Source organism: Leptolyngbya boryana PCC 6306 (assembly GCF_000353285.1).
GTDB lineage: Bacteria > Cyanobacteriota > Cyanobacteriia > Leptolyngbyales > Leptolyngbyaceae > Leptolyngbya > Leptolyngbya boryana.
Window position 1 is genome coordinate 5,644,641 of sequence record NZ_KB731324.1, and the last position, 25,057, is coordinate 5,669,697.

A 25,057-nucleotide genomic window follows, 5' to 3' on the forward strand; every position below is an offset into this window, starting at 1 on the left:
GAAGAGAGGGCAGATCAGTTTGTGCGTAGGGGAGTTGGGAATTCTAGGGAGCATGGTAACGGATAGAGAGGAAATATGCAGCCTGTAGTGGTTTGGGGCTTGGCTTACATTGTGGGATTGTTGCTTACAGCAATTCCGATGGGAGGAGCGATCGTATTGGGCTGCGGAGTCATCAGTGCGATCGTTGCGCTGAAAAAAAGCCGAAAGTATGCGCGAATTTTTGCGATCGCTGGATGCGTCGGCTTACTTGCAGGAATTTATCTCCAGTTTCGGACACCTCAGCCGAGTCAGATTGATGTTAGTCGCTTTGTTCCCCAAGAAAAGCAGGAAGTTACTATCTCTGGAAAAGTAGCAGCATTGCCGAAACTGACGCAGAGTGGGAAGTTACAAGTCTGGTTCGATGTAGCAGCAGTCGGGGAGCAGAAAGCAGAGGGGAAGCTTTATGTCACATTGCCGGAAATCGAAGGAAAAGACTTATTTCCAGGACAAGCGATCGCCATTACGGGCAATCTCTACAAACCAAAGCCCAAGATGAATCCGGGTGGATTTGATTTTCAGAAGTACTTGGCACAAGAAGGTAGTTTTGCAGGATTGAGTGGCAAATCGATTCGATTACTTGATCTGAATCAGAAACCAGAATGGGGTTGGTGGATGGTGCAGAAACAGATTGTGCGATCGCAAACTGAACAACTTGGACAAGCAGAAGGTGCGATTGTTGCTGCAATGGTGATTGGCGGACAAGTTGTCGATATTCCTTTTGATGTCAAAGAAGCTTTTTCTAAAATTGGGCTTTCTCACGCGCTTGCTGCATCTGGATTTCAAGTGACGCTAATTTTAGGTGTGTTACTCGCTTTGACGCGACGATTGCCGAAAGTGATACAAATTAGCTGTTGCGGAGCAGGTTTGATCTGTTTTGCGGGATTAACAGGACTGCAACCTTCAGTGATGCGAGCAGTTTTGATGGGATTTGCAATCTTGATTAGTTTAGCGTTTGAGAGAAAAGTTAAGCCATTACAATCGCTATTAATCGTTGCAATCATTTTATTAATCTGGAATCCATTATGGATCTGGAGTTTAAGTTTTCAATTTAGCTTTCTCGCCACGTTAGGTTTATTGATTACAGTTCCAGCCTTGTCAAAACGATTAGATTGGTTGCCGACAGTGATTGTTCCCGCGATCGCAGTTCCAATTTCGGCTTTACTTTGGACACTGCCACTTCAGCTTTTTTCATTCGGAATCGTTTCGCCGTATTGCATTCTGGCGAATCTGCTCACCACTGTATTGATCTCGTTTATTAGTTTGGGTGGGATTGTCAGCGCGGGGGTGAGCTTTGTGCTTCCAGCGATCACGAAGTTCGCGTCTCCAATTCTCTACTATCCAACTCACTGGTTGATTGAGCTAGTCAAGTTTTTCTGCCAACTGCCCGGAAACTCGATTGCCGTTGGAACCATCTCGACCGGGTTGCTGATTACTTTATATGCGCTGATTTGTACGCCTTGGTTGTTTCCTAAGTTTCGGCGGCAATGGTGGGCTTTTTTGCTAGTTGGAATGAACTTAGTGTTTATTCCAGCTTGGTATACGCGATCGAACTTACTTCAAATTACAGCGCTTTCTGCGGGTGCAAAGCCTGTAATCGTAGTGCAAGATCACGGACGAGTGGGACTCATCAATAGCGGTCAAGCCGAAGCCGTAAAATTCAAAGTTTTGCCGTTTTTGCGCAAAGAAGGCATCAATCACATCGATTGGGCGATCGCGGCTTCTCCCGCAATGTCAGACGGTTGGAAGGCGCTTTTAGAAGCGATGCCGATTCGCGCACTCTACGATTTCTCCGGGAAAAAGCAGCAGGTGATTTCGTTGAACGTGGTCGAGCAATTAGCGCAGCGCAGTGGCAAGTATGTCTCGATTACGCCCGGGCAGAAGATTGAATCTGGGACGATCAAGATTCAATTCTTAAGCGTTGAGCCAACGATCGTGCAGATTGCGATCGCGCAGCAGCGATGGTTATGGCTCAGAGATGCGCCGAACGTTTCGCAGTCCCAGGCATTGGGAAGTGCATTAGTTGGAAATGAAATTCTTTGGTGGTCTGGGCGGCAATTGCACCCTAAGCTGATTGAGAAATTGCAGCCGAAAACCGCGATCGCTTATTCTAAAACCATTCATCCCGAAACCCTGACGCAGTTGCAGCAAAATCGTGTCCAGATTTATCAAACCGAGGCAGATGGAGCGCTGCAATGGACGAAAAATCAAGGGTTTCAAACAAGTTTAAAAGTTGATGAGTCAGACGGTTCGTTCCTGTAGTATATTAGGTAGGCATGTCATCGGGAGAGGTGGCAGAGTGGTTGAATGCGGCGCACTCGAAATGCGTTTTGGGGCAACTCAACGGGGGTTCGAATCCCCCCCTCTCCGTCCCTAAAGTTTGATGTTAAATCTGAGTCGTTTTGAGTACGTGCTGCCAGCGGCGTTGGATTACGAGATCATAAGGTTTCCAAAAATTCGGTTCAGGAGATGAATCGGGCTGATTCTGATCAATGACACTTCGAGACTCGATCTCTGTCGGTTTTGATGGAATCAGGAAGGGTTTGAGCAGCGTTTTCACGATCGCGATCAAAGTCACTTTATAAATTCCTGGACGCAGCAACAGCGCATAATCATTTCTCAAGCTGCAAAACATCCAGCGAAACATCAATCGATAATCCCCTGCTAAATAGCTCTTACTCAACAGATTGTTATAGAACGCTGTATTTGCCCAATGCCGCACATATTGAGGCAATTCTGGGTGGCGTTGATAAACGCGAGACATGATCAATTCATAAAATTTCGACATCGTGACGCATTTTGTAGACATGCTGCCACTGTATTGCCGATAGCCAATCAGATACTCTGGCACAATCCGAAACTGATAGGATTCTGCAATCCGCAGATAGAGATCCCAATCTTCACAGGTTTCAAATTCACAATTATAGTAACCGACGCGATCGAGGCATTCTCGCCGAAAGGTCGTCGAACAAGCATTATCGAGAAAGTTATAAAACACCAGCATCGGAAGCACATTCCCTTCAACGGCTCCAAGCTGTCCAAACGGAGAATAGCCTTTGATTTCGCCTTTTTCGTTGAGATAAACCGACCAAGAGTAAACCAGTCCCACATTCGCATCAGCAGTTTCTAAACAGTGAACATGCTTTGCTAAGCGTTCTGGATACCAAATGTCATCAGCATCAATTGGAGCAATATATTCGCCAGAAGAATGCTGAATGGCAAGATTGCGAGCCGTTGGAACTCCAGCATTAGGTTGCTGAATCAGTTTAATGCGATCGTCATTTCGAGCAAACGATCGCACAATTTCTGCGGTGCGATCCTGTGAACCATCATCGACAATGATGGCTTCAAAGTTTCGATAGGTCTGTGCTTGCAGAGATTTGATTGTGTCTGAGATGAATGCTTCTGCGTTGTAAGCGGCAATTACAACGGAAACGAGTGGTTCAGAAGCCATGCCATTTCTCCACAATTCAGCATTCTGTTGATCATTCTTATGGACGAGGAACAAAAAATCAAGCTTGCATTTCTAACAGAAGGGAGAGGCAGAAAATCAGCGAAATGTTCACAATCGAATCACTAAATTGGGGTATAAACCTATGGATTATGAATCGCGAACACGCCGCAGTTTTACCTACGTATTATGGATGCTCGGCTCAGCTTTTATTCCCGTTGGCTTGAGCTTTCGAGTCGGAAGTTTTCTACAATTCCTATTTCTAGGTGTAGGTATTACATTGTTCGTTTTAGGACATGTTCTCTTCAGAGATGCCTGGAATCGCTAGGGCTTTTTCGAGATTACAGTCTGTAAGGCTTGAAACCAACGACTTGCCATTTTCTGTTCGCCTGATTCGTTTGGATGCAAGCCATCGTAAGTATCTTGACTGACATTAAATCCACTAAATTGATCGACCAAAATGACCGGGCTAGTGTTGGAATTTAGCGATCGAGCTAGCACAAAAATCTGCTGATTAAATTGCTGCGTCAGTGTTTCTCCTCCTTGAGAAGGAATCAATTGAGCCAGCAGAATTTTCAGATTCGGATTGCGTTTTCGCATTGTTTGAATCAGCGATCGTAATTCCGCGATCGTACTTTCAAAACTCTGTCCTCTCAGAATGTCATTCGTGCCTAAATGAATCAGCACAATGTCAGGATTAGCTTGTTCTGTCCAGCCATCAATTTGCGCTAAAACCTCATCGGCTTGCCAACCCCAATGTCCCTCATGATCAAGGTCAAAATCAGAATTTGGCGGATTGCCCAGATAGTGCGATCGCGTTGAACCGACAAAATTGATGTCATATCCAGCTTGCCGCAGTTTCAGCCAGAGCGATCGCCGATAGCTATTGTGATTGCGATCGCCTTGAGTAATCGAATCTCCCAGCGGCATGATGCGAATGCCTGACTGTGCGCCATCGACTTGCGAAACCGGAGTACAGCCTAAAAGTAAAAATAATGCCGTACTCCCAATCAGTTTCTTCATGCGGTTCTAGGTTTTAGTAAGTTGCTCAATCGTCGCCAATTTGCACGCACGACTTTCCATTGTGCAACCAGATGCAGAACAATCAACGCTAAGAACGTGTAAGCCAGCCAGAAATGTGCACTGCGACCAATCTCTACCATCGCTTCATTCTGCGGAAAGAGATCAGGAAGAACAATCCCAAAGAACTTTACATTGTTCGGTCGAAATGAATTTGACAGCAAAAATCCAGCGATCGGAACTGCCCACATCAACAGATATAAACTGCTATGGAGTGCAACTGTCTTAAACCAAGCAGTTGTAAATTTGGGCGATCGCTTGGTGTATTTCTTCCACCAAACTTGCAAGAGTAGAAAGATTCGCCAAGTCAGCAATGCCATCGATATAACACCGATCGATTTATGAAAATCGTAAAGTGAACCTCGATAAGCTACAGAACGATCGAGTTGTGACATAAATGTGCCCGTCACAAACAAGACAAGATACGCACCACTCATCCACCAGTGAACAGACATCAACTGCTTGAAAGCGTTATTCAATCTAGGCTTGAACGATTGGGCTAATGCCATAGCTGCCACCTTCATCATAAAACTTCATAAAGCTTAGATGACAGATATTAAGATTGTGTTACGAAAAGGTAGCAATCTGTTTGAGTTGCAGAGGCTAAAAAGAGTGGAGAGTGGGGGCTAGTCAGGCAACACCATCTCACACCCCAGATCACAATTGATTTAGGGCTGCCATATGTAAAAGTTTGTACATCTGCGCCAGCCCATCGACTTGATAGTGCGCGTTGAGTCCGCTGGGATTCGGCAAGACCCAAATTGTGGTGTCAAACAAAGTCTCGGGTTGTCGTCCCATCTGAGCTTTTGGCTGATTAAATGCGATCCGATATGCACTCACACCTAAAACCGCTAAATACTTTGGTTTGTATTGCTGGAGCTTTTGGGCAAGTTTTTCATGACCTGCAATGAAATCTTCAGAAGTCAGTTCATCGGCTCTTGCGGTGGCAGGTTCCGCCAAATTCGTTAGACCGAATCCGCGATCGAGTAACGTCCGATCTTCAAACGGGGACAACAATCGCTCTGTAAATCCAGCTAAATGAATTGCCTTCCAAAATCGATTTCCAGGACGGGCAAAATGATGTCCAACGGCTGCACTGTAAAGACTGGGATTGATTCCGCTAAAGAGAATGTTCAAATCGGGCGCGATGACATCAGGAAGAGTTTGACGATATGCAGCAGCGATTTCTGCTTTCGTGGGCTTGTGAATCACAGTGAAGGTAGGGCTTTGGGCAAAAATTTAAGTTCAATCTGGAGAATGATGGCGATCGAAATCCCAATTTAGCAGCAATTTTCAGATGTTGGAGTGGGGAGTAGGGAAATCAGGTTTTTTGAGCAAAAAAGCCAAGCTGCACTGCAACAGGGCGTTCGCGTAGGGGAATGCGCGTTTGAATGGGAGAATTGAGAACTTTTGCACCTTTGGGAGTCTGGATTGCGATCGTGACAGAGCCGCCGCCGTCTAAATTCAGTGCGGTTTCTGCACCTAGTTTTTGTAAATAAGCGGATGTCTCGGCTAGGGTCATTCCTTCGCTGTATTGGAACTGTTTGCCATCAATCAGAACGAGCCAGAGTTTTTTTCCAGTTTTGTCGATCGCAATGACTGTCCGAGGATAAGGCTTATCTTTCACAGCTTCGTAATCTGGGGGTGCTAAAGGCTGACCCTTCTTGACTAGCAGATCATTGCCCGCAACCGCTTGTTCTGTGCCTGCTGGACAAATTCCTTTCTCATCGATTACAACTCGATTTTTAGCCAAGAAGCAGATTGCAGACCAACCTTCTTCAGCAGCCGAATAGGTTTTTCCGTTAGAGGTCACTTGTCCTAAAGCATTCACCACATCCCCTGCATGAGGATAAAAATCCCAAGGAGTTTCTTCGCGAAATGGATGGAAGAAATTTGCATTGATCCCAAGTTGAAGATCAAATTCGTCAACGAATTCTGTTACGGTTCGTGCGATTGTTTCGCGATTTCTAGGAGAATTTTTTGCATCATTAGAAGTAATGCCTGGATTAACAAAAGGACGAATGCCTGGAGTCGTCAGATCGATCGAGATTTTGTGCACCATGATCGGGCGCGGACTGGACAGCGCTTGCCGTTCGTAGGCAATTCCAGGAAAGAGCGATCGCGTTTCATCGATCCGCGGTGGGCGAGAATTTTGCCGCACTCCATAGATCAAAATTGGAATCGTCAGGAGTAAAAGAATAAAAACGCTCAGAATTTTTCCGAAATTATAGCGATCGCGCTGTGTCATACCGATTAAATTAGATGTGCGTCATTCTTCACGCCCTATGACTCACTATATTAATCACGATCTCCGGAATCGCTCATTTCGCAGGAAGAATTTGGCATTCATGAATTTCCGAGGCGCAGATATTCGGGGGTGCGATTTCACAGGCGCGATCTTGAGTGGAGCAGATTTCTCAGATACAAAAGCAGGGCTATCGCTGCGGCAAAGATTTTATCTAGGTGGCTTCGTCATCTTCGTTTCGCTATTTGTGGGCGATGTGATGGTGCGATTGCTCTTTAATACGATCGGACAATCTCCTCTGGATTCGCGGACGATTTATGTTCCGATTTTCTATGCTGCTACAAGTTTAGCGGGAGTCAGTTCTGCGATCGCGGCTGTCAATCGAAAATCAGAGCTAGGAGATTTTTTAACGAGCGTAACAGCGGTACTGGTTAGCGCGATCGTGGGATTTGGAGTGGGATTCTTTTATCCGGGTCTGATTCAAACTCTGATCTTTCCACCGAATGTATTCATCCCAAGTACTTCAGAATGGCTGCATCAACTGTTGTTGTCTTTGGATGAACATCATATCCAGATTGCAGTAGGGCTGACTGTCCTGACCAGTGTAATGATGTTATTTTTGTCGCGCTTTCAGTATCGAACGAGCTTCAAAGTGGGTGTGAGTCTGTTAGGCGCGATCGCAAGCTATGTTGCGACATTTTTCTGGAGTACGATCGCAAATGCTTATTTTGGTAATTCAAACTTTTCGCTTGGCATTGTCTTTAGTATCATTACATTGATGTATTTAGGATTGACGTTTGTATCACTCAATTGGATTGTGTATGAATTACAACATGCGATCGGCACATCATTCCGGGGTGCAGAATTAACACATGCGCGCTTTGCATACGCGGATTTACGAAATACTGATTTTTCTGAATCCATTGGAGCCAGTGCGCTAAAGTAAGATTTGCTCAATTTCCGCTCAGCATCATGAATCTCTTTCTGCTAATCGGCTCAATCGTCATCACCGTTTTAGTCTTTCTCTGGCTAGTACGGGTTCTCAAAGCAACGCTAAAAACTGCACTTTTGATTGCTGCGATCGTGTTTGCTCTACAATTTTTTGGAATCGGCTCCGACAAAATTCTTGCTGAAGTCGAGCAAATTGTGCGATCGCTGTGGAGCCTTTTACCCGGAAATTAGGTTGAGTTCCTCTGCCACGATCGCAACTAATTTCTTTGCGGCTCCAGGTTCTCCGCGCACTTGACGTAAGCGATCGCGCATTGCTGCTAATTTTTCTGGATGATCCAGATAATCGATCATAAATTTGGCAACTTCTTTGGGGTCTAGCTCACCGACTAACTCTGGAACAATCATTTCTTTTGCCCAGATGTTCGGCCAAGCGAGTAATCCTAACCGCTTTAACATAGCGGAGTTAATCTGTTTCGCAAACCATCCCCCCACTCCAGGAAGATTGGCAAGCAATCCTGGAATGCCATCCCAAGCCCGCATTGCATCCATTTGCTGAGTCGGAACGATAACCACCATCGGAATCCCTAAAGAACCGAGTTCAGCAGTATTTGCACCCACGGTTGTCAAACAGAAGCAACATTGTGAGAGTACTTCATACATCGGAACTCGCTCAGTTTTGGATTGCCAAAGCTCGACTGACAAACCATTTGGTGTTTCTAAGCGATCTCCCACTAACTGACCTGAAACATTCCCTAGCAAGGGCACAAGCGAATTCTGTTTTGGATCAGCATACTTGGCTAAATCCGGTAGATCTAAAGTCGGTGCAACGGGAATGACAAATCGAGTCTGAGGACGATGGAGTTTGATCTGATCTGCGATCGCGATCATCAACGGCACACCTTGCATCAATTTTGCAGGTTTTGAGCCTGGTAATATGCCAATCAATTCTTCAGTTGCACTGGCAACCTGTTGGGTTTGAACTTCTGCCATCAAATCTCCGACAACCGTGATTTTGTGCGCGAACTGAGCCGGAGCGCGATCGAGAATTTCTGATTTCATCACCCCAAAGCGATCGATCCAGCGATGCCAGCGCGCTTCCCATTCCGCATAAATAACGGTTCGATATCCCAATCGTTTGCCAATCACAACGGGGAAAAACTGATCGCCACCGAGAAAAATCACAACTCCTCGATCGTGCCAATCCCAATCGTCTGCCGTCTTGCCCCACAAGAGAAACGAGAAAAAATGTTCTGCGGCTTGAACGCGATCGACCTCCGGATAACTCAGCGCGATCTCTGCTTCTTGTCCACTCGCATTCGGGCAAGGCGAGAGCATCACAGAAATTCTCGGTTCATCACCAAGCTGAGCGCGTAATTCTCGCACAACTGGCTTTACCCAAGTTGCCAACTCTCCGGGTGCATTCGACAAAATCAAAATATCGACAGCCATAGCAAAATTAGAAGAACACCATTAAATCGACGTAGAAAATCTAAAAAGAGTTTAATAAATTCACAAATTTACCGATCCATTGCGAGAAGCCAGTATCGTTTTGTATGAGGGATCAATCTCTCAATTTGTCTCAGCTACTTTGAAATACTGCGATGTCACAACCGACGATCGAATCTATCCTACAAGAAGAACGCCTCTTTCCCCCGACTGCGGAGTTTTCCGCGCAAGCTCGCATCAAGAGTCTGGAAGAGTATAAATCGCTTTACGATCGCGCTAAAGCTGACCCTCTAAAATTTTGGTCAGAATTGGCAGAACAAGAACTGCACTGGTTCCAAAAGTGGGACACCGTGCTCGACTGGAGCAATCCACCCTTCGCCAAGTGGTTTGTTAATGGAAAAATTAACCTTTCTTACAATTGCCTCGATCGTCATTTAGACAGCGATCGCCGCAACAAACCCGCAATTGTTTGGGAAGGAGAACCGGGCGATTCTAAAACGTTAACCTATGCAGAACTCCATCAAGAAGTTTGTAAATTTGCCAATGTTCTAAAAAGTTTAGGCGTGAAAAAAGGCGATGGGGTTGGCATCTACATGCCGATGGTTCCCGAAGCCGCGATCGCGATGCTCGCTTGTGCCCGCATCGGTGCGCCTCACTCGGTTGTATTTGGAGGATTTAGTGCAGAGGCTTTACGCGATCGCTTAGTCGATGCCGAAGTCAAAGTTGTCGTCACTGCTGACGGCGGATGGCGCAAAGATGCGATCGTGCCCCTCAAACCCCAAGTCGATAAAGCGTTGGCAGAAGGCACGACTTCAGTTGAGAAAGTCGTCGTCGTCAAGCGAACCGCTCAAGACATCGCCATGAGCGATCGCGATCTCTGGTGGCACGATTTGATCCAAGACGCTTCCGCTGATTGTCCTGCCGAACCGATGGACAGTGAAGATATGCTGTTCATTCTCTACACGTCTGGCAGTACGGGCAAGCCGAAAGGCGTTGTTCACACCACTGGCGGGTATAACCTCTATGCTCACATGACCGCTCAGTGGATCTTTGATCTGCAAGAGAATGATGTCTACTGGTGTACGGCTGACGTAGGTTGGATTACAGGGCATAGCTATGTCGTTTATGGGCCTCTGTCCAACGGTGCGACGACTGTAATGTATGAAGGTGCGCCGCGTGCCTCCAATCCGGGCTGCTTCTGGGATGTGATCGAGAAGCATAAAGTTTCTATTTTTTATACCGCTCCGACTGCAATTCGTGCCTTTATCAAAATGGGCGATGATCATCCCAACTCGCGCGACCTCTCTTCTCTGCGCTTACTGGGAACAGTTGGAGAACCGATCAATCCTGAAGCTTGGATGTGGTATCACACGATTATTGGTAAGGAAAAATGCCCGATCGTGGATACCTGGTGGCAAACCGAGACAGGCGGCATTATGATTACGGCTCTACCGGGTGCAATTCCAACCAAGCCCGGATCAGCGACCTTGCCTTTCCCTGGAATTTTGGCAGATATCGTCGATCTCGATGGCAATTCTGCTGGAGTCAATGAAGGAGGCTATCTCGCCGTTCGTTATCCTTGGCCGGGCATGATGCGGACGGTTTATAAAGACCCCGATCGCTTCCGCAAAACCTACTGGGAACACATTCCACCTCAAGACGGCCAGTACATTTACTTTGCTGGAGATGGCGCACGTCGAGATGAAGATGGCTATTTCTGGGTCATGGGTCGCGTCGATGATGTGATCAACGTTGCCGGACATCGTTTAGGCACAATGGAAGTCGAATCTGCATTGGTTTCTCACCCTGCTGTTGCAGAAGCCGCAGTCGTCGGCAAGCCTGATGAAATTAAAGGACAAGACATTGTCGCCTTTGTGACGCTAGAAGGAACCTATCAACCGAGCGAAGACTTGGCGAAAGAGTTGAAGAAGCATGTCGTCGGTGAGATTGGTGCGATCGCTCGTCCGGGTGAAATTCGCTTTGCCGATGCCTTACCAAAAACGCGATCGGGTAAAATCATGCGCCGATTGCTCCGAGATCTCGCGGCAGGCGTTGAGATTTCAGGCGATACTTCGACGCTCGAAGATCGCAGTGTGTTAGAGAAACTTCGAGAAGGTGCATAGAAAAACGATCCGAACTTTGAGCTTGTCTATTTCTCAGAGTTCGGATCGTTTCGTCAATCAAACAATCTATGCAGGATAAATCCGCAACCTGCGATTTGGCTCCTCGCCAAAACTTCTGGAAGTCAAGCGATAATGCTCGACCAACTCATGCTGCATCTTCCGCACCGTAGACGATCGCGGAAGTAGCTCGACAGGCTGCCCTTTCGGAATCACAATCTGCTCGACTGCTAGCCGTGCTTCTTCTAAAGCTTCCATCTCGTCCTCATTGTCCCCGCGCACAATCAGGCTCAATTCTGCTTCGCTCGGCAAACCTGGCTCCTCCATGTTCAACAATCGTCTCAGCGCGATCGCAATTTGAGGCACATTGTTCGATTTGACAGTATGAATCGGAATCTGACGAGTCTTCGCCAAATGACGCAGTTTTGCATGGTTTTTCACATGCGATCGCAGGGCTAAAACCGCATCCGCCCCATCCATATCCTTCGTCAAATGAATCGGCAAATTCAATGTCCGAATCACTTGATCGAGCTGTTGCCGACTCACGCCATACGGATAAACATGCAGGGGCAATTCTTCTCCATTCGGACCCGGAAAAGATTCCGATTCCATCGAATCAAAAGTGCGTCCTAACGATTCATCTAGCATCCGTTCAAACGATTGCTGTTCCGGCGTTAAGGTGCGAACATTCGTCGAACTGGCAACTGCTTTCATCCGACCTGTCGATCGCCAACCGCGCGCCTGCATTGAGTCAGAATAGCCACCACTATCAGGAAGCGCTTTTAAGCGGGTCTTTCCCGGCTCTGGTTGCGGAGCCTCATGCGTGATGGTGATGTTGCCTTCATCATCGGTTGCACGAGTCTGAGGACTAGGCTGTCTGCCTCGGAGTAACAAATCGATCGTGTCTGAAACTTCTTCATGCACAACCCACTTTTGCCGCTCAGCCATTTCAACTGCAATATCAAATGTCGGCGGTGCTTTGCGTTCTAGAACACTCTTTTGCGACCCTCGTCTGCGAGCTTCTTCATCACCTAACGTCACAGATTGAATCCCACCCACGAGATCCGAAAGCGTCGGGTTTTTGATCAAGTTTTCCAGCTTGTTCCCGTGTGCTGTTCCGACTAATTGCACACCGCGTTCCGCGATCGTTCGAGCGGCTAAAGCTTCTAGTTCGGTTCCAATCTCATCGATCACAATCACTTCTGGCATGTGGTTTTCCACTGCTTCGATCATGACTTGGTGCTGCAATTCAGGGCGTGCAACTTGCATCCGTCTTGCTCGACCAATTGCAGGATGCGGCACATCTCCGTCGCCCGCAATCTCATTCGACGTGTCAATAATCACGACACGCTTATCGAGTTCATCGGCTAGCACACGTGCAATTTCTCGCAGTGCTGTCGTTTTACCCACCCCAGGACGACCCAACATGAGAATCGATCGACCACTTTCGACCAAATCCCGAATCATCCCGATCGTGCCAAAGATGGCTCGTCCAACTCGGCAAGTTAAGCCAATTACTTCACCACGACGATTGCGAATTGCGCTAATTCGGTGCAAGGTTTTCTCGATTCCTGCCCGGTTGTCCCCACCAAAATCACCGACTTTTTGCGTACTTTCTGCAAGGTCTTCTTTGGTAATCGGTGTATCCGAGAGGTATTCAGCTCTGCCTGGAAAACGGGCTTCGGGGAATCGTCCTAAATCCATCACCACTTCTACTAAGCGATCGAGTTCAGGATGTTCGATTAAACGATCGCGCAAGTGAGTCGGCAGAATGTCTAAAAGCTTGGTTAAGTCGTCAGTTGTTTGCATCCGATTATGTTCTGAAGCGGTCATGGTCACGGGGTCAGAAGACTGACTGGCATTGGACTCGAAAGGGACGAAACTTTGTTCTACCATGTGTTCTAAGAATGGGAGAAAACGATAGGAAAAAAGACCTATCTGGTGTTTAGAGTACGGGATCTTGATCTATCTCTGTGTATGCTAAATCACTTGCAGAACTCGATTTGGGGATTTGATTTGGTGGACAAGTTCGGATGCAAGTTCAACAGCTTGCCAGAGTAAATCAGGAACGGTTTCTATCGCGCCTGGGGAAAGGTTCGAGCAATCGCTCAGGGGCATCATCTCCTTTGCTTCTAGTTGAGTGAGAACGGGTGAAAGTAAACTGCGGGCATAGCTGCCATATGCGATTCCAGAAACCCACCTTGAAGCGGGTGTACTATCTCTATTGTGCAACATCCCTGATGCTTCTAACTTTGGTACAGTGTGCCGATTTGTTCCTCCTGCGAGCTGAATATATCCGGGTATGTCTGTAGCGAGAACTTTTTCACCCAATTTCACACAGGCGCGGGTTGCGCCATCGCCAATATCCCCACTCATTGGACGACCATCGGTTTGCCAGATTAAGGCACAGGGTAGGGGATGAATTAATTCATAGAGTGCCCAGAGGTAATCAATTAAGTCTTCGCCTTCTGGACAGCTAATCGCGATGAGTTTCAAGCGATCGAGTCCTGGTTTAATGGCATTCCACACTCGTTTAAAGTCATCGTATCGACCAACCTGGGTATGGATTTCGATCGCATCAATGCCTGATTGCAGTAACATCGGCGCGATCACTTCCGGAGTATAGACATACGATCGAGTCACAATCTGGTTGATTGGACAAATGGGCACGCATCGCCCACAGCCATAACAGCGCTCGTCGATTACGCCTGTCTGATCGATCGCATCGGCTGGACAAATCAATTCACAAGGTCTTGAACAGTCTGGAGGACAAAGTTCTGGGTTAAATTCTGCTTTGCGAAAATGCGGGTCTTCGCCATCGTTAAGGCTGACCATGAGCCAGGGATTTGAGGGGGTGAATCCGCGCTGGATGGCTTCTGGTGCAAGTTGATTAGCAATTGCAAAAGCTTCTCTTGCCGTTGAAACGATGGCTGGATCTGCGGCGACATCGACACAATCCGCCCCCGCAAGCGCATAGACCAGTGACAAGGTGCGAATGGCGGGCAGATGTTGGAAACTGGCTCCACAGATAAGTTTGAACCAGTGCCCTTGATTTAGCGATCGTTGAGGCAAGTTAAAATCTATCACTCCTCTATGCTAATCCGCCTAGAGCGATTTTTGACGATTAATTTTGGGCGATCGCTATAATTTAAGAGCAAAGTCTAGGACTATTGGTCACCTCGGGCAAATTATGCTCAACCTTTGATTACACTGCCAAGCGATCGCGATTTTGGATTTTCTAGAAATGCTATGCAAGTTGATTGGGAGAAATTAGCTACAGAACTTGGGGCAATTCATATTCACGGCAGTCAGGTGAGTTTGGAAGCAATCGAGACACTACTTGGTGAAGATTTCTTTGCCCAAGCTGTTGAATGCTGCATTAATTTAGAAGAAGGCTGGGGTCTAGCAGAAGGAATATTACGAATTCTCAGACCGCTAGGAATGAAACATTGCTACAACATTTATAAAACTAGCCATGACATTGAAAAGCGGCGCAGTGCCGTATGGCTTCTGAAGTACACCTCTAATCGAGAAGTTTTAGAATATATTTCTGAATTGCTTGCTGATCCAGATGCTCAGATACAAAAGAATGTTACTGAGATTTTGGATCAAATGTCTTTCTGGGGTGAGATTAACGATAAAGAGATGATGTCTGTCCTAGAATTAGCAGTGGATCATCCGAATGAAGCAGTGCGAAAATTTGCGATCGGAACAGTCCATGAAGAGACAATCCAAGGAATTGATGATTTCACGAAACGTCTTACAGATGGACTTCGGCAAGAGTTATATCAATGGCAGAAGCGTTTAAAGTTTGAAACCATTCATGGTTTGGACTTGCGCTGCACTCCTTGGTATGGGCAATTTCAATTGAGTTTTCTTACAGCCCAAGAAGATTTTGATCTGGCAGAAGCCTACCATGACAAGAACTATTACCAATGGCGATTAAATGATTTGCCCTATCATGGGTATGAAATTAGCACTCTAGGAGAATGGATGCAGAAAGAGTTTGAGAAGTCCAGACTATCATTAGGATGCTTGGAATTATTTCTCAGCGCTTGTGTCACAGCACTAAAATCTTCAGCCGTTCAAAAGGTTTTACGCAGATACAATCTCTCGCAAGATTTCCAGATCACTGTATTTAGACCTAACTCATCTTTTCCACAAAAAAATTTCTATTTCTAACCCGGTATATATAGGAAGGAGTTTGACGTTTCGCGGTTTATTTCTAACCAATAAATCGTGCAAAGGTCTTATCCGGATCACCAGATCTTTGCCATCTTCATTGCAAATCCTGGCATTTCGGGTTCACAGCTAACAGAATCGGGATGATCTAAAATTTCTGGTTCTTGATTCGATCGATAAACATGAACTTGACGATGCTTCCGATCGATTAACAACCCTAACCGCACCCCATTGGCGATATATTCTTCTAGCTTTTCTTGCAGACTCACCAACGTATCGCTGCTCGATCGCAATTCCACAACAAAGTCAGGCACAATTTCTGCAAAAGATGCCTGTTTTTCTGGAAGTAACGCATTCCAACGTTCAGACAAAATCCAGGATGCATCAGGCGATCGCACTGCACCATTCGGTAAAGTAAAGCCAGCACTAGAATCAAAGGCTTCGCCAGTTCCATCTGCTTCAGACCAAACAAAAAGCTGCCCAAAAACTCTACCGTTGCGGTTTCCTGTATCGGAAAAAGCTGGCGGCATTACAATAATCTCTCCATTCGCATTGCGCTCAATCCTTAGGTCTGGATTGGTTCGGCAAAAATTATAGAACTGCTGATCACTCAGCTTTGGCATCGATGTGAGCGAAGAAAGATCGATCGGTAATGGCATCTGTTCCGATTTGACCACTAGGCTAGGCATGAGCCGCTCCATCCAGAAAAGTCTTGCCTCAATTATAGGAACCTTCCAGGCAAAGCCCAATTCAAAAACCTGCGATTTTGTCTCCGATAGCTGCTTGTGTGACGCGACTGGCTGATTTTGTAAAGATTTCCGTCTTCTTACTGCTCAAGCTACTATCAATGTAGGAGCAGAGCCAACTTAGGAGCGCAAAAATGACTCTCAACCTTAACCTACCACCAGAACTAGAGCATGAACTCTTTACGGAAGCTTCGCAGTTAAACTTGCCCCTAACTGAGTATGTTCTGCGTATTCTTACAGCAAGGCAAGTATCAGAAAACCTACCTAAAACAGGTGCAGAGTTAGTTGCTTACTGGCAGCGTGAAGGAGTCATCAATTCGCGACCTGATATCATTGATAGCCAAACTTACGCCCGAAAGCTGCGGGTTGAAGCTGAAACGTGAGAGCAATAGGCAGAGAGTTAAGATTACCAAGTTGTTCCGGGGCTTGTAACCGAACAACCATATGAATGCTAAAAGCAGATGAATGAGCTATGGATTTATTCAAAGGTCGAACGGCTGTCCTTGCCACAATGCACCGCAAAGAACAAGCGATCGCACCCATCTTAGAATCCGAATTCGATCTCAAAGTCATCGTTCCATCGGACTTCAACACAGATCAGTTTGGAACATTTACAAGAGAAATTGCTCGAACTGGTGATCAGATCGAAGCTGCACACAGAAAAGCGTTGTCTGCGATCGAGCAAACCGGACTCGATTTCGCGATCGCTTCAGAAGGGAGCTTCGCACCGCATCCCGCTATGCCCATGCTGCCTAGCGATCGCGAAATTGTTCTTCTAATTGATACCGTTCACAATTTAGAAATCATTGGTGAAGTGATCTCACTTGAAACAAATTTTGCTCATCGCAGCGTGTCTAGCTTTGAGCAGGCTCGCGAATTTGCCATCAAAGTTGGATTTCCAGAGCATAAGCTCGTTGTGATTGATCAAGATCAAATCACCAAAGGCATTTGCGATTTTCAGCAGCTTGAGGAATTGATTAATGCTGCATCGAAGCCCGTTCATCTGGAGACCGATATGAGAGCCATGCATAATCCAACGCGGATGAAGGCGATCGCACAAGCCACACAGGATCTCGTCAAAAAACTGAAATCGAGTTGTCCTAACTGCTCGAAACCGGGATTCTCAGTCTCGGACATCAAACGAGGATTACCCTGTGGCTGGTGTAATGCACCGACTGATTTGATTTTGGCGGAAATTTATCGATGTCAGACCTGCGGATTTGAACAACTGTTGCCAACTGAGTCACAAGTTGCAGATCCAATGTATTGTGCATTTTGTAATCCATAGTACTCAGGTATGTCGTACATTCTGGCACTCGATTTAGGCACAACTGGAAATCGAGCGTTTCTCTTTGATCAAGCAGTAAACATTGCAGGACAAGCTTATCAAGAATTAACCCAGTACTATCCGCAGCCAGGATGGGTCGAACATGATGCTGAAGAGATTTGGAATGCGACACGATCGCTGATTGAATCTGTCGGCAATGATCAAGTTAAAGCGATCGGCTTAACGGTTCAGCGCGAAACCTGTTTACTCTGGGACAAAACTACAGGCAAGCCTCTTCACCGTGCCATTGTTTGGCAAGATCGACGAACCGCACCGTTTTGTAATGAATTGCGCGATCGCGGTTTAGAGGGAGAAATCTACGATCGCACTGGATTAGTGCTCGACGCATACTTCTCTGCGACAAAGCTTCGATGGTTACTCGATCAAGTTAAAGGCGTTGATCTAAACAATGTTTTAGCAGGCACGATCGATAGTTGGATTTTATGGAATCTCACAGACGGCAAAGTTCATGCAACGGATCACAGCAATGCCAGCCGCACTTTACTGATGAACTTAAAAACGGGTCAATGGGATCAGACATTACTCGATCTCTTTGGAATTCCGCTGCACATGCTGCCTTCGATTCAACCGAGTCTTAGTCATTTTGGAGACTATGCAGGAATTCCGATTACTGCAATCCTAGGCGATCAGCAAGCTGCATTGTTCGGGCAAGGCTGCGATCGACCCGGATTGATGAAATGTACCTATGGGACAGGAACCTTTCTGGTTGCTCACACAGGTTCCGAAATCGTAAGAACTGATCAACAACTCATCTCAACGATCGCTTGGACAGACTCAGATCAAGTTGGATACGCGATCGAAGGCAGCATGTTTACCAGTGGAGCCTGCGTTCAATGGCTCCGAGATGAGCTGAAAATGATTTCAACGGCACAGGAGACAGCAGCGATCGCGGCAAGTGTTCCTGACAATGGCGGTGTTTACTTTGTCCCCGCACTCAGCGGACTTGGAACACCTCATTGGGATATGAGCGCACGTGGAGCATTTCTGGGCATCACAAGAGGCGCAAACCGTGAACATTTGGTGAGATCGGTTTTAGAAGCGATCGCGTTTCAAGTCAAAGAAGTCATTGATGAAATTGAGAAATACAGCCCAACTCCGATTCAAAAACTCGCTGTTGATGGGGGCGCTTGTGAAAATGATTTCTTGATGCAATTTCAAGCCGATGTTTTAGGAATTGCGATCGAGCGACCCGCGATTCGAGATACAACCGTTCAAGGGGCGGCTTTTGCAGCAGGACTCAGTGCCGGAATTTGGGAAAGTTATGATCAACTCGTCGATAGGCGGATCATTGATAGAGTGTTCGAGCCGAGTGGATCAGACCGCATTCAAGCTGAGTTCAAAACTTGGCAGAAAGCCGTCGATCGCGTCAAACGTTGGGAGTGATAACTCAAGAATTTAGACATGCTTTATCCTGAATTGCCCCTAGTTTTAGCAGGCCCAATCTTACGTCACACTGCTCCAGAAGTTGTGACGGTTTGGGTTGCGCTACAAAAAGCTTGTACAGTTGAACTCAGGATTTATCATACTCAAGCGATCGACGATTGCCTATTCACGGGTAAGCGCGCCACAGTTGCCCTCGGTGAATCTTTGCATGTTGTGGCTGTAACAGCCCAGACTACGCTTCAACCCGATCAACTTTATGCCTATGACTTATGCTTCAAATTTGAGCAAGGCGAATGTTCACTACAAGAAGGACTCACCAGCGATCGCTTTCCTGATGTCAATCTCAGCTATTTCGATCACGGAAAACCAACGTTCTTACTTCCGCCGACTCAGATTGAAGATCTCAAGATTTTGCATGGCTCTTGCCGAAAACCACACGGACATGGAATTGATGCGCTGCCGATTTTAGACAGCTTGTTGGAAACCACTGCGGCAGAAATTCGAGATCGTCCTCATCAGTTATTTTTAACGGGCGATCAGATCTATGGAGACGATGTTTCTGCGCGACTTTTAGAAACGGCAACGTTACTCGGTGACAGTCTATTAGGATGGCAAGAAAAATTGCCGCTCAAATCCACGTTCATGACTGCCTCAGAACTGAAGCCTCAAGAACGCGGAGAGATTGCGACTCGTCAAGCAGGATTTACAGGTGGACTCGGAGATAAACGTCAAAAAGTCGAAAATCACCTGTTCAGCTTGGGCGAATACTATGCAACATATTTACTCAGTTGGTCACAGATTGGCTGGGCAATCCTCAAGCCTACAGAACCTCATCTAGAGCGATTTGTGCATACGCTCTGGCAAGTTCGACGCGCCCTCGCAAACATTCCGACTTACATGATTTTTGACGATCATGATGTCACAGACGACTGGAATTTAAATCAAGCCTGGTGTTTGAGAGTTCTGGGTCGATCTCTGGGTCGCAGAGTGGTGCAGAATGCGCTCCTCGCCTATGCAGTCTTTCAAGGCTGGGGAAATACGCCAGAACGGTTTGAAGTGGAGCAATCTGGTGCAAGGCTTCTCGATGCGGCGCAAACATGGTCGGCTTCTCAAGGCAGCGATCGCGCTGCGCTGCAAGAAATTGCCAAACTCGTCGGGATGCCGCCTCAAGATCCGAAAACTGGATTGCCGAAATTCATTCAAGACGGAGATGTCAATATTCTCGATCGACATCCAGATGCGCTCACCTGGAATTTCATCATTCGCAGTCAATGTCATGAAATCCTGGTTCTCGATACTCGAACTTGGCGAGGCTATCCCTTAGATCACGAGCAAGTCTCTCAGAAAATCGCGCCGCCCCGGTTGATTGCTCCGGCAGCCTTAGTTCAGCAACTCTCGCTGCTCCAAGACTCCAAGCATCTGACAACCTTTCTCGTTGCGCCAACTAATCTTTTTGGCTTGCAAGTGATCGATTGGATTCATCATTGGCAACTGCGGAAAAAGAAAGTGTTTTCAACTGATGTCGGAGATGCCTGGAACGTCAATACCGATGCCCTGGCTCAATTGCTCACCCATTTGTTTAAGCTGAGAGACTCGATCGTGGTGCTCTCTGGTGATATTCATTACAGTTCAACGATCCGCCTGTCTTATCAAAGGGCGGATTCTGCGCCGGGTGTGCTGATGCAACTGACCAGCAGTGCGATGAAAAATGAGGAACTGATTACGCGCATCATTCACACGCGGTTAAAACACTGGCTGCTTCCAGAACCTAAGCGAAAATGGTTCGGATGGGATCATCCCCCGCATATGATCGAGCGCTCCAAACCGATCGATTCGCCCGATTGGAAGTGTGAACTGGAATGGATTCCGAGACGGGCAGCCGAACATACGGACTTGAGCCTTGATCGCTTTCCGGTCAGAGCGGGCTTGTTTCATTTCAATTTGTTCAAATTCTGGACTTGGAAATGGATTCAAGACGGACGGGAAATTGTCGGTGTGAATAATCTTGCGCTCGTCAGCTTTACCCGAGACGACTCTAGTTTAGAAGTGATTCACACCCTGTACTGGTTTTCGTCCTGGAGACCGTTGGAAATTGTGAAAAGCCGTTTTGCCCGTTCCACCCTCTAGAATGAAGACAACTCCCTAGATCGCCTTGTGTATGACATTTTCAACTTGTGTGCAGACGTTGGGACTCGATCGCATTGAGCGTCATGTCTTTATTTGTGCCGACCAGACAAAACCGCTGTGCTGTGACAAAGCTGCGAGCATTGAATCATGGAATTATCTCAAGAAAAGACTCCAAGAACTCAAGCTCGACAAGCCTACTCAGGATGCGGGCTGTATCTTTCGCACGAAAGCCAACTGTCTGAGAGTCTGCGATCGCGGGCCCATTCTTGTTGTGTATCCCGATGGGGTTTGGTATCATTCCGCCACTCCTGAAGTCATCGAACGGATTATTCAAGAACATTTGATTGGTAATCAAATTGTCGAGGAGTTTGCATTTTTGACGCATCCGCTTCCGAGCGTGAAAAACGATTTAGAAAAAGAAGTCGATCGTATTGTTTCTAACTAAAATGCAAATCATTCTCTAATCGAGTGAAATCAATGAAGCCCAGGTAAATTTACACTTTGCGATCCTCAAAACCTATGACTCCCTCGTAACTTTTGTCTTTGTTTAAACATTACAAAAACGCGTTTGAAGCTAATAGATGAGGATAGGTAAATTCTCGGTGTTCGAGGATCTTGAAACTCGAACTGAAAAAAGTTTAACTTCTTGACGAGTCGGATATAATGGCACGTGACCTATAGATAAAAATCTGGATTCTTCCAGTTTGTGAGTTTAACTCATGAATGGGTAGTCCAGGAACGTAAGTACACCACGAGTACATTACAAGTACATTTGAGCCTGATGCGTGAAGCTGAACTCTCAGATTCCGTGGAAAAGCTTAGTCATGAAGTTGATTTGTGTAAACGTTGATTTAGATTCAGGCAGAGCGAGTAGCACAGCATGAAGGAAACCAGTTCAGGGAATCACAGACGATTACTGCTGATTGATGATGACCCTAACCTAATTCTGTTGGTTAAAGATTATCTGGAGTTCCGGGGATATGAAGTCGTCACCGCAGAAAATGGGCGGGAAGCGCTGGAAGTCCTGGAACAAGATGTGCCAGATATGATCATTTGCGATGTGATGATGCCGGAAATGGACGGCTATCAACTCGTGAGCAATATTCGTCAAGATCCCAAAACAAGCTGGATTCCAGTGTTGTTCTTGTCCGCGAAGGGTCAAAGCCAGGATCGGGTGAAGGGTCTGAATATTGGCGCAGATGTGTATATGGTGAAGCCATTTGAGCCAGAAGAACTTGTGGCGCAGGTGGAGTCTTCTCTCAAGCAAGCGTCGCGGTTGATTCAACATAAGGATGCGAAGGGCGGCGAAAATGCGCCGAAGATTCAAGTTCCGTTTGATGTGGAATTAACGCCGACTGAGTTAAGGGTGGTTCAGTTTGTGGCGCGCGGGATGGCGAACCGTGAGATTGCCGAAGAGTTGAATGTGAGCCAGAGAACGATCGAGAGTCACGTCAGTAATATGCTCGGTAAGACCGGATTGCATAATCGTACTGAGTTAGCACGTTGGGCGATCGAAAATAGCATGGCGTAGGTATGACCAATTTAGCGAAGGGCGATCGAAGTTTTGTCGATCGTCCTTTTTGCTGTTTTTTGTATTTACCGTTTGGTCTAATCGCGTGAAGTTGACCATTTTCGGGCTAACGTCCCAGGTCGGATGACTAGATGGAAAGGGTCAGTCTAACCATTGTTTAGACTGTTTTGATTTCAGGTCAGAATGAAACTCCTGTTTATTTTGTAAAGCTTCAAAATTTAAGTGTGACCTGTAACGTAGAGCAACAAATTGATGCCCTTTTAAATGCCTTTGAGTCTGATGAAGGTATAGCTTTGCTAACTCAGGCTTTAAATGAATCAGCACGGGAAGTCAGAGAGGTCGCTTACTGGTTACTGACTGAGACCAATGAAGTGTCTGCCAAACAAGTATTGAGAAATTATCTGCCTTATGCACGAATGCTGTGCCTGCACACTATTGTAGGCAGCAGTGAGAGGGAACCAAATTATTTTGCAATTAGCATGGGTAGAAAATCACTTCTGAGTAACTGTCATAGCCGAGAGATTAAAGGGTATGCGTATCAATCCATCAATATTTGGGATTTGCAAACAGGTAAATTGACTCATACCTTGTCTTTTGCACATGAACATATGGCAACAGGGCAGGATGGGACGATCATTGTTGGGCACTTTCAGCACATCATTGAGGTTTTGAAAAGTTGGGAGACGAAGCATCCGCTTATGTTGCATCCTGACTCAGCAGGCGAACATAGATCAAATTCAGATATTGGCTCTCTGGTTATGAGTCACAATGGAGCGATAGTAGCTTGTGGAGAACTCGGTTCCACCCCATTAGGACTCATTGCAGTATGGGATATACAAGCAGAGCGAATCATTCATAGTCTTCAATGGCAGCCCAATGCAGTCTTCTCCAATATCTCTAAGCTAATGATTAGCCCAAATGGTTCTTTACTGCTTAGTCAGAATTACACGCACTTTGCTCGTGCTGATCAAGACTTACACAGATTATGGAATCTACAAACGGGTGAAGTACTCTGCGAATTTGAGACATCACCTCATTGGTTAGCTGATGGAATCGCGATTACGCCAGAAGGAACATGTATTGTCAGTGGTATTCGAGAAAATTTAGTAAAAGTCTGGGATGTCATGACTGATCAGATTATTTACTCTTTTTCAGGATGCTCCCCGACTGCTATGACTCCTGATGGAAAGGTGCTTGCTTATTCCAATGATGTGAATGAAATTATTCTTTGGGATCTAGATCTCAATCAGAAAATCTTCTCGTTGCCAGGAAACACATCACCCGTGAAGGCTATTTGTCTCAGTTCTGATCGAGAATGGGTCGTGAGTTATTACGCAGACGATACAATCAAAATTTATGGATTGTTTGATGAATAGAAATTTAAAGCGATCGCAAATTGGGGGAGTTGACAATCTATAAAAAAAACTTTGCAGCCTCAATTTACTGAAGTTCTTACTCTGATTCAAGCTGCTCAACGGAAAGTCCGTGCGATCGCGAACCCAGGAGTTGTTCAAGCTCTATTGAAGCATGGGAAATATATCAGCGATGCCTTCGGTACCCGCGAAGCGCGATCGCATAACCACATCCGAATGCGGACAAAATAACGATCAAGAAATCATTAACAGTAGGAGAGGCGTTTAACTTTTGACTCCAAGGCGATAAAACAGTCTTGCTGCTTTGGGAGCGGGGGTTAAGTTAAAATGCAGGCATTAAGTTGAAACGAGGTCAAGACGATGACAGTTCGACAACCCCGCTATCCTAAAGAAGAATATGCTCGTCTTGGCAATGAGATTTACGAGACTCAGGTACGATCGCAAGTCGAAGAAGGCAATTACGGCAGAATCGTAGCGATCGACATTGAAACTGGAGCCTTTGAAGTTGCTGATAATACGATCGAAGCTACCGATCGTCTTTATGAACGTGTACCCGATGCCCAACCTTGGGTGATTCGGATTGGACATCGTACCGTTTATCGGTTTGGTTCGCGGAGCCTGAAGAAGTCGGTATGATGCAAGGCTTCGTGAATCAAAGTTGTGAAGCGATCATTCCAGTAGTCGTAGGTCATACCAAAGCCCGTCAGCAAATGATTCAGGCGGTGATTGATACAGGGTTTACTGGATTCTTGTCGCTTCCATTATCTCTGATTGAATCACTGGAATTGCCCTGGATATTTCGTGATTTCGCAACGTTAGGCGATGGTAGTGAAGTGCTTTTTGATATGTATCGTGCTTCTGTCATTTGGCATGGACAGTATCAAGTTGTGGATGTGGCAGCATCAGAAGCAGAACCACTTGTAGGCATGAGTCTACTGTATGGATCTAAGCTTCAAATTGAAGCAGTTGAGGGCGGCATCGTGAAGATTGAAGCCATGACGTAATTGAAATTCTCTCCGCTGTGGCACAGTCTACCAG

Annotated in this window: 24 protein-coding genes and 1 tRNA gene; 16 read left to right on the forward strand and 9 right to left on the reverse strand. The window is 46.3% G+C overall.

Going from position 1 to position 25,057, the window contains the following annotated elements:
• Positions 1–75: 75 nt before the first annotated feature.
• Positions 76–2,298 (forward strand): ComEC/Rec2 family competence protein, encoded by a 2,223-nt coding sequence (locus LEPBO_RS0128155; RefSeq protein ID WP_017290938.1) that lies wholly within the window; start codon positions 76–78, stop codon positions 2,296–2,298.
• A gap of 23 nt (positions 2,299–2,321) precedes the next feature.
• Positions 2,322–2,406 (forward strand) — tRNA-Ser (locus tag LEPBO_RS0128160).
• 16 nt (positions 2,407–2,422) lie between these two features.
• Here LEPBO_RS0128160 and LEPBO_RS0128165 read toward each other — a convergent pair.
• The 5 genes from LEPBO_RS0128165 to LEPBO_RS0128185 form a co-directional block, all read right to left on the reverse strand.
• Positions 2,423–3,490, reverse strand: a complete 1,068-nt coding sequence (locus tag LEPBO_RS0128165; protein WP_017290939.1) for a glycosyltransferase family 2 protein — start codon at positions 3,488–3,490, stop codon at positions 2,423–2,425.
• 321 nt (positions 3,491–3,811) lie between these two features.
• On the reverse strand, positions 3,812–4,510 hold the full coding sequence (locus LEPBO_RS0128170; protein ID WP_017290941.1) for an SGNH/GDSL hydrolase family protein: 699 nt from the start codon (positions 4,508–4,510) through the stop codon (positions 3,812–3,814).
• Positions 4,507–5,076 (reverse strand): cytochrome b, encoded by a 570-nt coding sequence (locus LEPBO_RS0128175; protein ID WP_026148983.1) that lies wholly within the window; start codon positions 5,074–5,076, stop codon positions 4,507–4,509. Before LEPBO_RS0128175 ends, LEPBO_RS0128170 begins: the two co-directional genes overlap by 4 nt.
• 148 nt (positions 5,077–5,224) lie before the next feature.
• Positions 5,225–5,779, reverse strand: a complete 555-nt coding sequence (gene mug, locus LEPBO_RS0128180; protein WP_017290943.1) for a G/U mismatch-specific DNA glycosylase — start codon at positions 5,777–5,779, stop codon at positions 5,225–5,227.
• A 109-nt stretch (positions 5,780–5,888) separates the two neighbouring features.
• The gene (locus LEPBO_RS0128185; RefSeq protein ID WP_017290944.1) at positions 5,889–6,815 is read right to left on the reverse strand and encodes a phosphodiester glycosidase family protein; all 927 of its coding nucleotides are present in this window, start codon (positions 6,813–6,815) and stop codon (positions 5,889–5,891) included.
• Positions 6,816–6,852: 37 nt separating this feature from the next.
• Between LEPBO_RS0128185 and LEPBO_RS0128190 the strand changes: the two genes are divergently transcribed.
• The gene (locus tag LEPBO_RS0128190; protein WP_081614774.1) at positions 6,853–7,758 is read left to right on the forward strand and encodes a pentapeptide repeat-containing protein; all 906 of its coding nucleotides are present in this window, start codon (positions 6,853–6,855) and stop codon (positions 7,756–7,758) included.
• A 26-nt stretch (positions 7,759–7,784) separates the two neighbouring features.
• Complete coding sequence (locus tag LEPBO_RS0128195) at positions 7,785–7,994, forward strand: hypothetical protein (protein WP_017290946.1); 210 nt, start codon at positions 7,785–7,787, stop codon at positions 7,992–7,994.
• Here LEPBO_RS0128195 and LEPBO_RS0128200 read toward each other — a convergent pair.
• Complete coding sequence (locus LEPBO_RS0128200) at positions 7,980–9,212, reverse strand: glycosyltransferase family protein (RefSeq protein WP_017290947.1); 1,233 nt, start codon at positions 9,210–9,212, stop codon at positions 7,980–7,982. The two genes, LEPBO_RS0128195 and LEPBO_RS0128200, sit on opposite strands and share 15 nt — an antisense overlap.
• Positions 9,213–9,364: 152 nt before the next feature.
• Here LEPBO_RS0128200 and acs point away from each other — a divergent pair, with 152 nt between their 5' ends.
• On the forward strand, positions 9,365–11,332 hold the full coding sequence (gene acs / locus LEPBO_RS0128205) for an acetate--CoA ligase (RefSeq protein ID WP_017290948.1): 1,968 nt from the start codon (positions 9,365–9,367) through the stop codon (positions 11,330–11,332).
• Between the two features lie 66 nt (positions 11,333–11,398).
• On the opposite strand, the gene LEPBO_RS0128210 is transcribed toward acs, so the two are convergent.
• Both LEPBO_RS0128210 and ldpA read right to left on the reverse strand, forming a co-directional pair.
• Positions 11,399–13,138 (reverse strand): R3H domain-containing nucleic acid-binding protein, encoded by a 1,740-nt coding sequence (locus LEPBO_RS0128210; RefSeq protein ID WP_026148984.1) that lies wholly within the window; start codon positions 13,136–13,138, stop codon positions 11,399–11,401.
• Between the two features lie 171 nt (positions 13,139–13,309).
• The gene (gene ldpA / locus LEPBO_RS0128215) at positions 13,310–14,416 is read right to left on the reverse strand and encodes a circadian clock protein LdpA (RefSeq protein WP_144056286.1); all 1,107 of its coding nucleotides are present in this window, start codon (positions 14,414–14,416) and stop codon (positions 13,310–13,312) included.
• 162 nt (positions 14,417–14,578) lie between these two features.
• Between ldpA and LEPBO_RS0128220 the strand changes: the two genes are divergently transcribed.
• Positions 14,579–15,511, forward strand: a complete 933-nt coding sequence (locus LEPBO_RS0128220) for a HEAT repeat domain-containing protein (RefSeq protein ID WP_017290951.1) — start codon at positions 14,579–14,581, stop codon at positions 15,509–15,511.
• 77 nt (positions 15,512–15,588) lie between these two features.
• On the opposite strand, the gene LEPBO_RS0128225 is transcribed toward LEPBO_RS0128220, so the two are convergent.
• On the reverse strand, positions 15,589–16,200 hold the full coding sequence (locus LEPBO_RS0128225; RefSeq protein ID WP_017290952.1) for a Uma2 family endonuclease: 612 nt from the start codon (positions 16,198–16,200) through the stop codon (positions 15,589–15,591).
• Between the two features lie 191 nt (positions 16,201–16,391).
• Here LEPBO_RS0128225 and LEPBO_RS0128230 point away from each other — a divergent pair, with 191 nt between their 5' ends.
• From LEPBO_RS0128230 to LEPBO_RS0128275, 10 genes are all read left to right on the forward strand, one after another.
• Positions 16,392–16,640, forward strand: coding sequence for a hypothetical protein (locus LEPBO_RS0128230; protein WP_017290953.1), 249 nt, complete (start codon positions 16,392–16,394; stop codon positions 16,638–16,640).
• 89 nt (positions 16,641–16,729) lie between these two features.
• Complete coding sequence (locus tag LEPBO_RS0128235; RefSeq protein ID WP_017290954.1) at positions 16,730–17,545, forward strand: DUF6671 family protein; 816 nt, start codon at positions 16,730–16,732, stop codon at positions 17,543–17,545.
• Between the two features lie 9 nt (positions 17,546–17,554).
• Positions 17,555–18,988: a glycerol kinase GlpK gene (gene glpK, locus LEPBO_RS0128240; protein ID WP_017290955.1), complete on the forward strand. Its 1,434-nt coding sequence runs from the start codon at positions 17,555–17,557 to the stop codon at positions 18,986–18,988.
• 18 nt (positions 18,989–19,006) lie between these two features.
• Positions 19,007–21,115 (forward strand): metallophosphoesterase family protein, encoded by a 2,109-nt coding sequence (locus tag LEPBO_RS0128245; protein ID WP_017290956.1) that lies wholly within the window; start codon positions 19,007–19,009, stop codon positions 21,113–21,115.
• Between the two features lie 31 nt (positions 21,116–21,146).
• The gene (locus tag LEPBO_RS0128250; protein WP_017290957.1) at positions 21,147–21,560 is read left to right on the forward strand and encodes a (2Fe-2S) ferredoxin domain-containing protein; all 414 of its coding nucleotides are present in this window, start codon (positions 21,147–21,149) and stop codon (positions 21,558–21,560) included.
• A gap of 435 nt (positions 21,561–21,995) precedes the next feature.
• Positions 21,996–22,646 (forward strand): response regulator transcription factor, encoded by a 651-nt coding sequence (locus LEPBO_RS0128255; RefSeq protein WP_017290958.1) that lies wholly within the window; start codon positions 21,996–21,998, stop codon positions 22,644–22,646.
• 167 nt (positions 22,647–22,813) lie between these two features.
• The gene (locus LEPBO_RS0128260; RefSeq protein WP_017290959.1) at positions 22,814–24,022 is read left to right on the forward strand and encodes a WD40 repeat domain-containing protein; all 1,209 of its coding nucleotides are present in this window, start codon (positions 22,814–22,816) and stop codon (positions 24,020–24,022) included.
• Positions 24,023–24,073: 51 nt separating this feature from the next.
• Positions 24,074–24,250, forward strand: coding sequence for a hypothetical protein (locus tag LEPBO_RS43050; RefSeq protein ID WP_017290960.1), 177 nt, complete (start codon positions 24,074–24,076; stop codon positions 24,248–24,250).
• A 129-nt stretch (positions 24,251–24,379) separates the two neighbouring features.
• Entirely contained in the window at positions 24,380–24,655 is a 276-nt protein-coding gene (locus tag LEPBO_RS0128270; RefSeq protein ID WP_017290961.1) for a hypothetical protein, read from the forward strand.
• Complete coding sequence (locus tag LEPBO_RS0128275; protein WP_017290962.1) at positions 24,652–25,023, forward strand: hypothetical protein; 372 nt, start codon at positions 24,652–24,654, stop codon at positions 25,021–25,023. The genes LEPBO_RS0128270 and LEPBO_RS0128275 overlap by 4 nt, the downstream gene beginning before the upstream one ends.
• Positions 25,024–25,057 lie beyond the last annotated feature (34 nt).

What these genes read in the sequence shown, in the direction of transcription:
- LEPBO_RS0128170 (WP_017290941.1), bottom strand. Translation starts at nt 4,510, where the DNA reads ATGAAGAAACTGATTGGGAGTACGGCATTATTTTTACTTTTAGGCTGT.
- LEPBO_RS0128235 (WP_017290954.1), top strand. Translation starts at nt 16,730, where the DNA reads ATGGATTTATTCAAAGGTCGAACGGCTGTCCTTGCCACAATGCACCGC.
- LEPBO_RS0128250 (WP_017290957.1), top strand. Translation starts at nt 21,147, where the DNA reads ATGACATTTTCAACTTGTGTGCAGACGTTGGGACTCGATCGCATTGAG.
- LEPBO_RS0128195 (WP_017290946.1), top strand. Translation starts at nt 7,785, where the DNA reads ATGAATCTCTTTCTGCTAATCGGCTCAATCGTCATCACCGTTTTAGTC.
- LEPBO_RS0128210 (WP_026148984.1), bottom strand. Translation starts at nt 13,138, where the DNA reads ATGCAAACAACTGACGACTTAACCAAGCTTTTAGACATTCTGCCGACT.
- LEPBO_RS0128165 (WP_017290939.1), bottom strand. Translation starts at nt 3,490, where the DNA reads ATGGCTTCTGAACCACTCGTTTCCGTTGTAATTGCCGCTTACAACGCA.
- LEPBO_RS0128190 (WP_081614774.1), top strand. Translation starts at nt 6,853, where the DNA reads ATGACTCACTATATTAATCACGATCTCCGGAATCGCTCATTTCGCAGG.
- LEPBO_RS0128275 (WP_017290962.1), top strand. Translation starts at nt 24,652, where the DNA reads ATGATGCAAGGCTTCGTGAATCAAAGTTGTGAAGCGATCATTCCAGTA.
- LEPBO_RS0128155 (WP_017290938.1), top strand. Translation starts at nt 76, where the DNA reads ATGCAGCCTGTAGTGGTTTGGGGCTTGGCTTACATTGTGGGATTGTTG.
- LEPBO_RS0128200 (WP_017290947.1), bottom strand. Translation starts at nt 9,212, where the DNA reads ATGGCTGTCGATATTTTGATTTTGTCGAATGCACCCGGAGAGTTGGCA.
- LEPBO_RS0128175 (WP_026148983.1), bottom strand. Translation starts at nt 5,076, where the DNA reads ATGGCATTAGCCCAATCGTTCAAGCCTAGATTGAATAACGCTTTCAAG.
- LEPBO_RS0128255 (WP_017290958.1), top strand. Translation starts at nt 21,996, where the DNA reads ATGAAGGAAACCAGTTCAGGGAATCACAGACGATTACTGCTGATTGAT.
- LEPBO_RS0128230 (WP_017290953.1), top strand. Translation starts at nt 16,392, where the DNA reads ATGACTCTCAACCTTAACCTACCACCAGAACTAGAGCATGAACTCTTT.
- LEPBO_RS0128185 (WP_017290944.1), bottom strand. Translation starts at nt 6,815, where the DNA reads ATGACACAGCGCGATCGCTATAATTTCGGAAAAATTCTGAGCGTTTTT.
- LEPBO_RS0128245 (WP_017290956.1), top strand. Translation starts at nt 19,007, where the DNA reads ATGCTTTATCCTGAATTGCCCCTAGTTTTAGCAGGCCCAATCTTACGT.
- LEPBO_RS0128220 (WP_017290951.1), top strand. Translation starts at nt 14,579, where the DNA reads ATGCAAGTTGATTGGGAGAAATTAGCTACAGAACTTGGGGCAATTCAT.
- glpK (WP_017290955.1), top strand. Translation starts at nt 17,555, where the DNA reads ATGTCGTACATTCTGGCACTCGATTTAGGCACAACTGGAAATCGAGCG.
- LEPBO_RS0128270 (WP_017290961.1), top strand. Translation starts at nt 24,380, where the DNA reads ATGACAGTTCGACAACCCCGCTATCCTAAAGAAGAATATGCTCGTCTT.
- LEPBO_RS0128225 (WP_017290952.1), bottom strand. Translation starts at nt 16,200, where the DNA reads ATGCCTAGCCTAGTGGTCAAATCGGAACAGATGCCATTACCGATCGAT.
- acs (WP_017290948.1), top strand. Translation starts at nt 9,365, where the DNA reads ATGTCACAACCGACGATCGAATCTATCCTACAAGAAGAACGCCTCTTT.